General features: G+C 46.0%; 9 protein-coding genes. 4 read left to right on the forward strand and 5 right to left on the reverse strand.

Going from position 1 to position 13,463, the window contains the following annotated elements; all coding sequences use genetic code 11:
* Nucleotides 1–60: 60 nt before the first annotated feature.
* The gene (locus N0824_RS19730) at nucleotides 61–1,629 is read right to left on the reverse strand and encodes an NAD(P)H-hydrate dehydratase (RefSeq protein ID WP_108937978.1); all 1,569 of its coding nucleotides are present in this window, start codon (nucleotides 1,627–1,629) and stop codon (nucleotides 61–63) included.
* A gap of 19 nt (nucleotides 1,630–1,648) precedes the next feature.
* Entirely contained in the window at nucleotides 1,649–1,837 is a 189-nt protein-coding gene (locus tag N0824_RS19735) for a hypothetical protein (protein WP_108937979.1), read from the reverse strand.
* Nucleotides 1,838–2,047: 210 nt separating this feature from the next.
* On the opposite strand from N0824_RS19735, the gene N0824_RS19740 reads away from it, so the two are divergent.
* Genes N0824_RS19740 through N0824_RS19750 form a run of 3 tightly spaced genes read left to right on the forward strand, consistent with a single transcriptional unit; the run spans nucleotide 2,048 to nucleotide 4,390 of the window.
* Nucleotides 2,048–2,641: an alpha/beta hydrolase gene (locus N0824_RS19740; protein WP_306438777.1), complete on the forward strand. Its 594-nt coding sequence runs from the start codon at nucleotides 2,048–2,050 to the stop codon at nucleotides 2,639–2,641.
* A complete protein-coding gene (locus tag N0824_RS19745) occupies nucleotides 2,638–3,978 on the forward strand; it encodes a 16S rRNA (cytosine(967)-C(5))-methyltransferase (protein ID WP_108937981.1) in 1,341 nt (446 codons plus the stop codon). The genes N0824_RS19740 and N0824_RS19745 overlap by 4 nt, the downstream gene beginning before the upstream one ends.
* 1 nt (nucleotide 3,979) lies before the next feature.
* The gene (locus N0824_RS19750; protein WP_008202144.1) at nucleotides 3,980–4,390 is read left to right on the forward strand and encodes a TerB family tellurite resistance protein; all 411 of its coding nucleotides are present in this window, start codon (nucleotides 3,980–3,982) and stop codon (nucleotides 4,388–4,390) included.
* Nucleotides 4,391–4,458: 68 nt separating this feature from the next.
* On the opposite strand, the gene N0824_RS19755 is transcribed toward N0824_RS19750, so the two are convergent.
* Both N0824_RS19755 and pruA read right to left on the reverse strand, forming a co-directional pair.
* Nucleotides 4,459–6,093, reverse strand: coding sequence for an alpha-D-glucose phosphate-specific phosphoglucomutase (locus N0824_RS19755; protein ID WP_108937982.1), 1,635 nt, complete (start codon nucleotides 6,091–6,093; stop codon nucleotides 4,459–4,461).
* A 357-nt stretch (nucleotides 6,094–6,450) separates the two neighbouring features.
* Entirely contained in the window at nucleotides 6,451–9,420 is a 2,970-nt protein-coding gene (gene pruA / locus N0824_RS19765; RefSeq protein WP_108937984.1) for an L-glutamate gamma-semialdehyde dehydrogenase, read from the reverse strand.
* A gap of 390 nt (nucleotides 9,421–9,810) precedes the next feature.
* On the opposite strand from pruA, the gene N0824_RS19770 reads away from it, so the two are divergent.
* On the forward strand, nucleotides 9,811–10,995 hold the full coding sequence (locus N0824_RS19770; protein WP_002754423.1) for an NAD(P)H-quinone oxidoreductase subunit H: 1,185 nt from the start codon (nucleotides 9,811–9,813) through the stop codon (nucleotides 10,993–10,995).
* Between the two features lie 647 nt (nucleotides 10,996–11,642).
* On the opposite strand, the gene N0824_RS21505 is transcribed toward N0824_RS19770, so the two are convergent.
* Nucleotides 11,643–13,463, reverse strand: a 1,821-nt coding sequence (locus tag N0824_RS21505) for a Calx-beta domain-containing protein (RefSeq protein WP_233256489.1), incomplete at its 5' end; no start/stop codon positions are given.

The following is a 13,463-nucleotide window of genomic DNA, read 5'->3' on the forward strand; positions in this document are numbered from 1 at the left end:
CGAACCTAAAATCCATTTTTAATTTAATTATAACCAGCTATTTAGATACAGTAATAATTATCAATTCTGATCCCCCCGCCTATCGGCACCCCCCTTATCAAGGGGGGCAGGGGGGATCGAATCTTTAAGGGCAGCAAATAAATAATTAGCTAAAGTCACTCCATCTACTCCTAATTCTGTCCTTTCTTTGGCTGCTAAAATGCCGGCTTGAGCGTGTAAATAAGCTGCTAATGCGGTTGCTTCCGGGGCATTATCCGGCATTTGGGTTAAGAATCCGCCGATTAATCCCGTTAAAACATCACCACTACCACCTCGCGCTAAAGCGGAGGTACTTTCGGGGATTATATACATTTTACCTTCCGGGGAGGCGATTATAGTTCTGGCTCCTTTTAATAAAACAATTGCACCACTTTGTCGAGATGCTTTTTGAGTGATATTAATCCTGTCTTGAGAACCTGATAAGTTAGGAAATAAGCGTTTAAATTCTCCCCAATGAGGCGTTAAAATTGTCTTATTTTGGCGAGATGATAATTTTTCTATACCCAATTGAGCCAAAATATTTAAAGCATCGGCATCAAGTATAATCGGTTTATCACTGTCTAAAACCTGTTCGATAATAGCAGGATTTTCTGTGGTTAATCCAGGTCCACAAGCGAGGACATGATAATTATTTAATTCGAGGGGAAGTTCGGCAATAGCTCCCGTGGCAGTTTCGGGACAATCGATAATTAATGCTTCTGGTAAATGACTAATTAATAAAGATTTAAGGGCAGCAGGAACAGCAATAGAAAGCATTCCTACACCACTACCTCGCGCTCCTAATCCGGCAAGAATTGCCCCCCCCGCATAACGACGAGAACCACAGATAATTAATAAATGTCCCTGCTGATATTTATGGGTAAGGAGAGGACGGGGTAAAGGTAAATAAGGGCGAATTAGAGCGGGATTAACCCTCAGAATTGGCGGTGAATCTTGTAAAATTGTTTCTAGGTCAAGGGGACTAATTCCTATATCAATTAACTCCACTTTACCCAGATAGGGTAAGGCCAAATCCTGGAAAAAAGCTCGCTTCCAGAGTCCCAAACAAAAGGTATGAGTGGCTTTAATTGCCGTGCCTAAAACCTCTCCGGTGTCGGTGTGAATTCCCGAAGCAATATCGATACTAATTACCTGTTTTTGCCAACTATTAATTTTATCGACTAATTCGGCAATCTCTCCCGATAAAGTCCTTTCTAAACCAAAACCGAAAAGACCATCGATAATTAACTGACAATCCCGCAAACATTCTAAAGTTTCCTGAAAAATTAAGCCTAAATGCTTGACATAATTCGCCTGTTGTGCTGTTAAATCCTTGAGTTTGGCGATCGGACAAAAAAGAGATACTTGATAACCGGCGAGATGTAATTCTCTAGCAATCACGAGAGCGTCGCCGCCATTGTGACCAGGGCCAACGATAACGCCAATTTTGGGGAAATTAGCCAAAGAATAGGACTTTTTAAGCTGTTGTGCCGTTAACAGGGCTGCCTTTTCCATCAAAGCGGCCACAGGCATACCAGAGGCAAAAATCGCCCCTTCAATGCGACGCATCTGCTCACTATTAACCACGTTTGACCGATAATTGTAGCTCATTCGGGGGATAAATTGCCTGTTAACAGGTGTGGATAACTTTTTTGCCGAAAAATTGCCAATTAGCCCGCATTTTCACCGGCTCAAGGCTGGGTTGGGTGATAATAGCCAGATCATTCTGTCTAGTTTTAGCTTGACGGTGAGCGGCGGATATATTAATTAATTTTAGTAGTTGCTGACAACAACTATACTCGACGACGACTAAGACCATTTTTCCAAAGTAATGGCAGCTCTGGTTAATTGTCCTCACCCCCAAACCTTTTCCGAGAGAGGAAGGGGGTAGTAATCGGAGTTTTCTTTTCACTGATTACTGGTTACTGAAAAGACTCCCCAACAGCCATCTCACCCCGGGGAAAACCGCTATAGAATAGAGAAAAAAGAGAATTGCGAGGAAAAAACCCTGTCTTTTAACCCGATTGTCATTCCCCCTTCCCCAGAAAATCCCGCTCGCTATCTAGTGATCATGCTGCACGGTTGGGGTGCGGATGCCATGGATCTGGCCCCCCTAGCGGCTATGTTGGATCTGGCTGATTGTCAATTTTTGTTTCCTAATGCTCCCTTCGATCATCCGCAAGTGCCGGGGGGACGCGCCTGGTATGCGTTAGAAACCTCCGATTATCAAGGTTTAGTCGCTAGTCGTCAACAGTTGCACGATTGGATTATTTCCCTAGAAGCAACTACCGGTATTCCCCTAGAGCGGACTTTTTTGACCGGTTTTTCCCAAGGAGGAGCGATGACGCTGGATGTGGGTTTATCCTTACCCTTGGCGGGATTGGGTTCCCTGAGTGGTTATCTGCACGGTGAACCCCATCCCCAGGGTCCCCAAAATGTCTTAATTGTTCATGGTAAGCAGGATTCCGTCGTTCCTATCGCTGCTGCTCGTCAAGCCAGAGATTTACTGCTTGGTTTGGGGGTTAACGTCGAATATCACGAGTTAAATATGGGTCACGAAATCCCGATTCCGGCGCTGACTATTTTACGCCAATTCCTCCGCAATCGTCTAGAAACTGCATGAATAATGCTCGTCAGCTGGCTTTGCTGATTTTACGCGATATCGATCGCTCCTCCGCCTATCCCGATCGCGCTCTTGATCGCCATTTGTCCGCTAGTTCCTTAAATTGTCTTGACAAAGCCTTGACAACGGAGATTGTTTATGGTATAGTGCGCCGCCAAAGAACTCTGGATGCGCTGCTCGATCGCCTGGGGAAAAAAACCGCGGCCCAGCAACCCCCGGATTTACGGCGAATTCTCCATATTGGTCTTTATCAACTGCGTTATCTATCCCAGATTCCCCCATCGGCGGCGGTGAATACGGCGGTAGAATTAACTAAAATCAGTCATTTAGGCAAATTAGCGGCGGTGGTTAACGGAATGCTGCGGCAATATCTCCGTTTAACTGCTAATGGCGATGATCCTTTAATTTTGCCAGAAAATACCGCTTCTAGATTGGGTATTCTCCACAGTTTCCCCGATTGGTTGGTGCAATTGTGGTTAGATCGCTTTAGTGTTACGGAAACGGAACAACTGTGTCAATGGTTTAATCGCTCTCCTGACCTCGATATTCGGATTAATCCCCTGAAAACTAGCCAAGAAGCCCTAGAAAATGAGTTAGAATCAGCCAATATAACTTTTCATCATCTTAAGTTACCTCTAGCTTGCCGTTTAACCTCTGGTTTAGGCAATATTGAGCGTTTAGAGGGATTTCGAGCCGGAAATTACACCCTACAGGATATTAGCGCCCAATTAGTCACCTATCTACTCGATCCCCAGCCCGGAGAGACAATTATCGACGCTTGCGCGGCACCGGGGGGAAAAACCACTCATATCGCCGAATTAATGGGCGATCGGGGTAGAATATTAGCCTGTGATCAAACGCCATCCCGTTTAAGACAGTTAGAAGCCAATATTAAAAGATTAGACTTAAAAGCGATCGAAATACATCTAGGGGATAGTCGCGATCGTCCCCAGTGGTGCGGCATCGCTGATCGTGTACTAATTGATGCTCCCTGTTCAGGATTGGGAACCCTGCACAAGCGTCCTGATATACGTTGGCGACAAACACCCAAAAATTTACCTGTACTAGCCAAACGACAGGGGGAACTTTTAGCCTCGGCTGCCACTTGGGTAAAACCGAAGGGAATCTTAGTTTATGCCACCTGTACCTTAAATCCGTTAGAAAATGAAAGAGTGATCGAGCAGTTTTTAGCCGCTCATCCCGATTGGAAAATGGCCCCTCCTGACTCTAATTCATCTTTCTCAGAATACTATACAGAAACGGGAGCGATCGAAGTGTTACCCCATCGGCATAATCAAGACGGTTTTTTTATGGCTAAGTTAGTCAAGGAAGTGTGAGATGAAAAATAAACAATTACTGAAAATTCTCATCGGTGTTGCTTGGATTGATGGTGTAATTCAACCATCAGAAAGAAGCTATTTAAGACAGGTAGCTGTGAGGGAAAAACTTGATGATGATCCGGAGATTAAACCACTATTATCCGAACTAAAACCAGTTAAAACTGGTGAATGTTATCGATGGTTAGAGTCCTATTTAGGCGATAATCCTAGTCCAGAAACCTATCAAGATCTAATAACATCGATTAGCACCTTAATCTATAGCGATGACGACGTGGATATACAGGAAGCGAAATTATTAACCAAAGTGCAGAGTCTTGATCCGACTCACGATAGCCATCGATCGATTTTAGATAAATTAGTGACGGGAATTCAAAAATTGTACCACAAAGCAATTACTGAAAGTAATTAAGGAGTAGCTATCAGTGGTCAGCAGGTCAAAAAATTCCCCGATAAAAACTGATAGCCGCTCCCTAGATTTTAGGTAATAACCGTGGGTTGTTCCCGTCCGGTAGATTGACGAATTTGACCGATTTCTTCAGCTAAATCAATTAACGGCTGTAGGGCCTTTTGGGTGTCGATATCGTGTTTACTTGCGTCCGGTTCATAACTTTCTAGATAAACCCGGAGAGTTGCCCCTTTAGTTCCCGTACCCGATAGACGATAAATAATCCGAGAACCATCGGTAAAACCAATGCGAATCCCTTGATTTTTACTGATACTACCATCCACCGGATCCGTATAGCTAAAATCATCGGCATATTCCACTTCATAGTTACCAAATTGTTTACCCTTAAGGTCTAAAACCAGCTTCTGGAGACGTGCCATCATCTCTTTAGCCGGTTCTAAGGCGACTTCTTCATAATCATGACGAGAATAGAAATTGCGGCCAAATTCTTGCCAATGACTGCGAACAATTGCCTCTACAGATTCCCCTTTAACTGCCAAAATATTTAACCAGAAAAGAACCGCCCATAAACCATCTTTTTCGCGAATATGATTGGAACCCGTGCCGAAACTTTCCTCACCACAAAGGGTTGCTTTCCCCGCATCTAACAAATTACCGAAGAATTTCCAACCCGTGGGAGTTTCATAACAGTCAATTCCCAGTTTAGCCGCTACTCGATCGGCCGCCGCACTGGTGGGCATCGATCGCGCCACTCCCGTGATACCATTTTGATACCCCGGTACTAGATGAGCGTTGGCAGTTAGTACAGCTAAACTATCACTGGGGGTGACAAAAAAATTCTGACCGAGGATCATATTGCGATCGCCATCTCCATCGGAAGCAGCCCCAAAATCGGGTGCATCTTGACCAAAGAGAATTTCTACCAGATCATGGGCATAGACTAGGTTAGGATCGGGATGACCCCCACCAAAGTCCTCTAAGGGAACGCCATTTAATACTGTACCCTTGGGCGCACCTAAACGCTGTTCAAATAGAGCATAAGCGTAGGGACCCGTCACTGCATGGAGAGAATCCATGCACATTTTAAACTTACCGGAAGTGAGTAGGGCCTGAATGCGATCAAAATCAAAAATCTTTTCCATCATTTTGACGTAGGGAGTGACCGCATCAATCACTTCCACATCCATAGTTCCCAGTTTAAAGGAACTGGGGCGATCGAGGTTAATATCGGCCCCTGAGAGGATTTTATAACTGCTAATCACCTTCGTCTCGGCATAAATTGCATCGGTGATATTTTCCGGGGCCGGTCCGCCGTTAGTAATATTGTACTTAATGCCAAAATCCCCCTCTGGACCGCCGGGGTTATGACTAGCGGAGAGAACAATACCGCCAAAAGCGTTATTTTCGCGAATTAACCCAGAAATAGCGGGAGTGGAGACAATACCATCGGTTCCCACGAGTATTCTACCGATACCGTTAGCGGCGGCGATTTTCAGGATAGTTTGAATAGCTTGACGGTTATAATAACGACCATCTCCACCGACAACTAGGGTTTGACCCTCGATACCGTCTAAAGTGTTGAAGATAGCTTGAATAAAATTTTCCAGATAATGGGGTTGTTGAAAAACGGGAACGGATTTTCGCAGTCCGGAAGTCCCCGGTTTTTGGTCACTAAAGGGTTTTGTGGCAACGGTTTCAATCGTCATAGTCTTTTCTTGATAGGCCGACGCAATTCTCAACTTAAGTATATAGCAGTAGGTTGACAGCCAAGAAATCAGGTAAGAAAGACAACAGTTGGGGAGTCCCCTGTCATAGTAAATCCTGTTTAAAAAGTCTAGGAGAGTGGGGAGACCACTTCGTGCGCGTTGCGGGGGGGAGATGGGGAGATAGGGGAGTGGGGGGAAGGGAGCAGGGAGAAAAAAGCTGACTCGGAGAATACTGTCTCCTGTCTCCTGTCTCCTGTCTCCTGTCTCCTGTCTCCTGTCTCCTGTCTCCTGTCTCCTGTCTCCTGTCTCCTAACCCCACCAACAAACTTTTTGCCGCAAACCCTAGCTATAAATCGCTTAATCGGCCCCTTCAATCGGTGCAAATCCCTGACGTTGAATATTCTCGCTGATGTGACGAGGTTCGAGGAATTGCAGCAGATAATCGGGACCCCCAGCCTTGGAACCTACCCCCGACATCTTGAAACCCCCGAAGGGTTGACGGGAGACAATCGCACCGGTGATTCCCCGGTTAATATAGAGGTTTCCCACTTCAAATTCCTGCATAGCTCGGTTAATATGGGCAGGAGTGCGAGAATATAAGCCACCGGTTAAAGCATAGTCGGTTCCGTTAGCTACAGCTAAAGCTTGCTCAAAATTGCTCACTTTGATAATCGCCACCACCGGACCAAAAATTTCCTCCATCGCTATTACCGCATCAGGGGGAACATTCTTAAAGACGGTGGGACTGACGAAGTAACCCACTTCTGGAATCGGCATCTCTAGAGCCAATTCTGCCTCTTTTTTCCCAGTTTCGATATATTCCCGAATTCTTGCTTGAGCTTTCTCGTCGATAACCGGTCCTACTTCCGTACTCGGTAAATCCGTCGGCCCGATATTGAGGGACCTGGTAGCCTCGACAAAGCGATCAACAAAGCTATCATAGACGCTTTCCAGAACAATTATCCGCGAACAGGCCGAACATTTCTGGCCGGTGTAGCCAAAAGCGGACTTAACCGCACCGACAACGGCCTGATCTAAATCGGCACTCTCATCGACAATTAGGGCATTTTTGCCGCCCATTTCGGCGATAACTCGTTTTAGGTGTTTTTGACCCTTTTGCACGATGGAGGCATCTGTATAGATGCGACAGCCCACTTCTCGTGAACCGGTGAAGGCGATTAGGTGAACATCGGGATGGCTAACTAAATGCGCCCCCACCTGGGAACCTTTACCCGGGATATATTGGAAGACTCCGGCAGGAATACCCGCTTCTAGGAGAATCTCGGCAAATTTCGCCGTAATCACCGAGGAAGTCTCGGCTGGTTTCAATAGCGTGCAGTTACCGGCTACTAAAGCCGCTACTGTCATCCCCACCGCAATCGCAAGAGGGAAATTCCAGGGAGAAATCACTAAAGCAATACCCCGGGGTTGGTAGGAATAACGATTATTCTCACCTGCTACGTCGAAATTATGCCCTAAATCCAGTCTTTCCATCTCGGAGGCGTAATAACGGCAAAAATCGATCGCTTCTGACACTTCTGGATCCGCCTGTTGGATAACTTTGCCCACTTCCAAACAAATCCAGGCCGATAACTCGTGTCGTCGCGCTTCCATCAAATCTGCCGCTTTTCGCAGTATTTCGGCTCTTTTAGCCACTGGAGTGCGTTTCCAAGCGGGAAAAGCCTGTTTTGCCGCTATTATCGCTTTTTCTGCCTGTTCCACATCAATTAAGCCCACTTTACCCACTATTTCCTGTGGGTTACAGGGATTAACGGAATTAATTTGAACATTGGTGGCGACGTATTCGCCGTTAATTAGGGGTAAATAGGTTTTACCGAGGGAATTTTTGACAAAAGTAAGGGCTTGATTGGCTTTATTTCTTAATTGCTCGTTGGCATAATCTGTATCAGGGGCGTTAGGAAAACCGGGGATAATCGGGTTATCATTGCCTAAAACCCGGGGGGCTGCGATTAAATCTTCCACGGGACGATCCTCCAAATTTTGCCGTAGGAAGGAACTATTAGCGGTATTTTCTAATAAACGGCGGATTAGGTAGGCCATACCGGGTAAGAGTTGTCCGTAGGGGGAATAAACCCGCACCCGATGACCCCGCTTCACTAAGGCTTTGGCTAATTGGTCGCCCATGCCGTACAATACCTGCATTTCAAAGCGACGACGGGGAATTTCTAAACTTTCTGCGATCGCACAGGCCAAGGCTTGCGATCGCACGTTATGACTACCGATGGCGGCGTATAAATATTGATGATTTTCCAATAATAACCGCGTCATCCGTTCATAATTGGCATCAGTGGCTGATTTTTCGTTATATACCGGCTGTGGCCAGTGATTTTGGCGAGATTTAATTGTTTCCTGATCCCAGTAAGCGCCTTTGACTAGCCGGACAGTAAGGGGATAACCGCGCTTTTTGGCCCAATTAATTAAATCTTGTAAATCTTGGGCAGAATCTCTTAAATATGCCTGTAGGGTGATGCCAATATCGGTACGACTGCGAAATTCTTCTTCTAGGAGTAATTCTTTCAGGATAGCCAGGGTGAGGTTTTTATAAACGTACTGTTCCATATCAAAATGGACTGCCACCCCTAACTCCTGAGCGCGTCGCAATAGTAGGCGAATGCGATCGCAAACTTTCTCCTTGCTACCAATCGGATCCATGGGATCAAACTGAGAATAAAAGGCAGTTAGCTTGACAGAAACCTGCACTTGTGGTAATAAGTCGCCGTCCGCTTCATCAATTTGGCTAACTTTATTCCATTTGCTCGCTTCTTGAGCCAAATGGGTCATTAAATCCAGATAACTTTGTAGATAAACTTGGGTTTCCGCTTCAGTAATTACCGCTTCACCGAGGAGATCTATGGTAAAAGCCATTTTTTCCTTCCGCAGACGGGTGACAGTGCGAGTAATTTGTCCTAGGTCTTCCCCGGCGATATACTTACGAGCTAAGGTTTCTACGGATTTACTGATCAGACTGGCGGCCGTTTGAGCCGGTAGGGAGTTAGGATCACTAAAGTTGAGGATACTTTTCAGCGCACTGGGCAGTTCTACGGAAGCATCACCGAGGTATTGTTGGAGATGATTAGCGATCTCGGCATTACTGCGTAAAGCGGGTAAACAGTCAATAAAACGGAATAATTGTACTCGTAAATTGGGGTTAGACATGGCCCAATCGAGTAATTTATCATCCCAACGCATTTGATCCTGTAAAGCAGACCAAAGACCTTTTTTTTCCCGAGTTTCGGCTAAAAGTTGTCTAGCTATCTCTTGGGTTTTGGTTTCGTAGTTTTGAGTTGATTCGATTTGGATAACCACGGCGATTCAAGTAAAAAAATTATCAACGGGATTCAGCTTTCAGCAAGCTAAGGTCAGCCTTCAGCCTAAAATTCAGTTTTTGAGCTTTTTCAGCTGATTGCCGCTCTTAATGGCTCTTTTCTCTGGTTTATAACTCTTACCGAAGGACTAATCAAAGCTAATAGCCGATCGCTTTTGCTGAACACTCTATTGTACTCGATCGAGTGGGGAGAGGGAATTATGAATTATGAATTATGAATTAGGAAATGGGGAGAATAAATAAAAATAATCTCCTGACTCCTGTTTCCTGACTCCTGACTCCTGCCTCCTGATACCGGATAGTCCTTGTGTATTGTCAAGGCGTTTACTTATAATAACTTTAAAAAGATTTTCGGGATCATCGGTAGCCCTATGGCAAAAATTGAAACGAGAACAGAACCCATGGTTTTAAACATGGGACCCCATCACCCGTCAATGCACGGAGTTTTGCGCTTAATTGTCACCCTTGACGGGGAAGACGTGATTGACTGTGAACCCGTGATCGGTTATCTTCATCGGGGCATGGAAAAAATTGCCGAAAATCGCACTAATGTCATGTACGTTCCCTACGTTAGTCGTTGGGATTACGCCGCAGGGATGTTTAATGAGGCGATTACGGTCAATGCTCCCGAAAAATTAGCCGATATCGCCGTTCCCAAACGAGCGCAATATATCCGGGTGATTATGTTGGAACTCAACCGCATCGCTAACCATTTACTCTGGTTAGGCCCCTTTATGGCGGATGTAGGCGCACAAACTCCCTTTTTCTACATTTTCCGGGAACGGGAGATGATTTATGACCTCTGGGAAGCTGCCACGGGAATGCGGTTAATTAATAATAATTATTTCCGTATTGGTGGCGTGGCGGTAGATTTACCCTACGGATGGGTGGATAAGTGCGAGGATTTCTGTGACTATTTTGACCCCAAAGTGGACGAATACGAGAAATTAATCACTAATAACCCGATTTTCCGCCGTCGTATTGAAGGGATAGGCTGCATTACCAGAGACGAAGCGATTAACTGGGGTTTATCCGGTCCGATGTTGCGCGCTTCTGGGGTGAAATGGGATTTAAGAAAAGTTGACCATTACGAGTGTTACGACGATTTTGACTGGGAAGTGCATTGGGAAACCGCCGGCGATTGTTTTGCTCGTTATCTGGTGCGGATTCGGGAAATGCGCGAATCGGTGAAAATTATCCGGCAAGCACTGAAAGGTTTACCCGGTGGTCCCTACGAAAATCTGGAAGCAAAACGGATGGCAGAAGGGAAAAAATCAGCTTGGAATGATTTTGACTATCAATATATCGCCAAAAAAGTCGCCCCCACTTTTAAGATTCCTAAAGGTGAACATTATGTGCGCTTGGAAAGCGGTAAAGGGGAATTAGGTATCTTTATCGTCGGTAATGATGATGTTTTCCCTTGGCGTTGGAAAATTCGGGCCGCCGATTTTAATAATCTTCAAATTCTGCCTCATATCCTCAAAGGGGTAAAAGTTGCCGATATTATGGCGATTTTAGGCAGTATTGATATTATTATGGGGTCAGTTGATCGCTAAATCTCTTTCAGGGTGGGTTATCTTATTAACTCACCCTCGTTTTGGCCCAGTCTTATGTAATACTTTACAATACTAAAAAATCAACAAAACCCTTAGGGAGCGTCTCAGAAAAAATTGAAAAGAGGCTACTGGGTACATTTTTCGCTTGAAAATGTCTGTACCGTTGACTGTATCTGGAGTAGAGCGATTCCGTAGAGTTGGCTGTATAGCGATCGCTAACCAGATTGTAACAGATAGTGTCATTAATCTCTAGAGTAAGCGATTCCCTCTGTAGCCATGTTTTTGCTGGTTTTCTGCCCCGAAACAAGCTATAATGGTCGAAGGGTCAAATTTGAAAACTTTTACCTCAAACCCTATCTGCGTAAGGACTTCAGAAGTTTGCATCCAGTAGGATATTTGTATTACATAGCTTTAACTCAGGCTCTGTAAGACTTTTAGCCATAGCCAGTATGTTTATACGGGGGAAGTCCAGTTATCCATGACTACAATGCACAGCAAAGCAAAGGATTAAGCCCCCATCGCTACTACCGAATCACCCCCCTCTTAGGCTTCGCAGAACAACAACAGGAAGCTTAGGCTTTGAAAGACCCCTAGTGGCAGTAGGAGAAGATTCTCCCACTGCCTGCAAACTTAAATGATCTCTCAATCTAGATCACTACCACTGGTGTAGCGGCAGCAATGTTGTAACCACTCAGTTGAATGATCGCATCACTAGCGGCTTGGAAACCGGCCGCTCCATTATTGAGAGCGATAAAAGTACCACTTTGACCTGTCACGTTAAAGGCCGCCGCCGTGTTAGCAGCAAAGGCCGCATTAGTCAAGACCAACTGAATCGCCGCTTCGGTTAAAGCAGTAGCTGTGCCTTTCGATGCGGTCAAAGTGATTGGCGCAATAGACCCAGGGGCATTAATGCTATCAAGACTAGCACCCGTGCCACTGTAGCTTTGAATAACATCAAAGCCACTCAGCAGCGACTCACCCAGAGAATTGTAATTCAAAGTATCCAATCCCGTGCTTCCCGTCAGGCTATCTTTGCCAAGACCACCTGTAAGAGAATTAGCCAGACTATTGCCGACGATGTTGTCGTTGAGGCTACCACCAATAACATTTTCAAAGGCAGTGGCACTAGCTAGGGTGAGAGTGAGATTCCCAGCGGTGACGGTTTGGGCGACGGTACTGCCGAGATTGAGGTTGATGGTTTTAGTTGTGGTCGCCGCAAAGTTGAGGGTATCGATTCCAGAGGCATCAATGAGGAGATCGCTATTCAAGACCAGATCCGTGTCGAAGAGGTAAGTGTCGTTATCGGCCCCACCATCGAGGGTGTCGTTGCCTCCTAAACCGCTAAGGGTGTCATTACCTCCCACTCCAGCCAGGGCATCGGCAAAGCTTGTCCCGACCAAGTTGTTACTGGATGAGTTACCATCATTGTCAAGAATGGTGGCCGTAGCGGTGCTCGGTCCACTGATAGTGTAGCCGGCGGGGGCGGTAATTGTGGTGATGATCGTTTCACTGGGATCACTCAAGAGGTCATCCTTGGTGGGCAGAGTGATGGTAGCAGTGGGGGAACCTGCCAAAAAGGTGACGGTATTAGGAGTAGTACCTGTATAGTCAACACCTGGAGTGGCTGTCCCCGCTAGGGTGTAGTTAACCGTTAAGGCACTGGAGAGGTCGCCGGTGCGGGTGAGGGTAAAGACACTGCTTACTGAACCGGCTTCGTTACCATCGGTGGTTTTGGCGATCGAGATTGATTTTGTCGCCGCGCCCCCATCACCATAGATTTTGACATCATCAACGTTCCAGGAACTTACTGTATATACACCAGTGCTACCAACATTGAACCCGAAACGAATTTGAGTTGAGGCACTCTTGTGGGCGCTAATATCAAATTGTTGAGGGTTCCAAGCGTTATCTTGCACTCCTGGAGAAGCTCCTGAACTCCAGAGATTGACCCAGCTAGAACCGTTGAAGATATCCACTGTGTTCTGCATATAGGGAGTGTAGTCACTGTTGAGCCAACGGGCATATTCAAAGAACAACTGATTGGCCGTGCTGGTGTTGATGATCGGACTGGTTAAATAATAGAAGCCGTGCAAGGCTGTAGAGGCATTTCCCCCAATAACAACCCCAGCTACACCATTATCGGCTGTGGGAGTATTGTCGGTTCCGGGATCAGGGTTGCCATATACGTGACCCGTAGAAGCTGTGGCAGCACCGATTTGCCATTCTGTCCCCAGAGTCCAACCCTTGCTGTTATTGGCAAAATCATCCGAGAAGTAGGTGGTAAACTCGTTGTCAAGAATGGTGGCCGTAGCTGTGTTAGGTCCACTGATAGTGTAGCCGGCGGGGGCGGTAATTGTGGTGATGATGGTTTCACTGGGGTCTACCACACTATCGTCGATGGTGGGCAGAGTGATGGTAGCAGTGGGGGAAAGTGCCGCAAAGGTGACGGTGTTAGGAGTAGTGCCTGT

Source organism: Microcystis sp. 0824 (genome assembly GCF_003112475.1).
Classification (GTDB): Bacteria; Cyanobacteriota; Cyanobacteriia; order Cyanobacteriales; family Microcystaceae; genus Microcystis; species Microcystis aeruginosa_C.

What these genes read in the sequence shown, in the direction of transcription:
- N0824_RS19730 (WP_108937978.1), bottom strand. Translation starts at nt 1,629, where the DNA reads ATGAGCTACAATTATCGGTCAAACGTGGTTAATAGTGAGCAGATGCGT.
- N0824_RS19735 (WP_108937979.1), bottom strand. Translation starts at nt 1,837, where the DNA reads ATGGTCTTAGTCGTCGTCGAGTATAGTTGTTGTCAGCAACTACTAAAA.
- N0824_RS19745 (WP_108937981.1), top strand. Translation starts at nt 2,638, where the DNA reads ATGAATAATGCTCGTCAGCTGGCTTTGCTGATTTTACGCGATATCGAT.
- N0824_RS19750 (WP_008202144.1), top strand. Translation starts at nt 3,980, where the DNA reads ATGAAAAATAAACAATTACTGAAAATTCTCATCGGTGTTGCTTGGATT.
- N0824_RS19755 (WP_108937982.1), bottom strand. Translation starts at nt 6,093, where the DNA reads ATGACGATTGAAACCGTTGCCACAAAACCCTTTAGTGACCAAAAACCG.
- N0824_RS19770 (WP_002754423.1), top strand. Translation starts at nt 9,811, where the DNA reads ATGGCAAAAATTGAAACGAGAACAGAACCCATGGTTTTAAACATGGGA.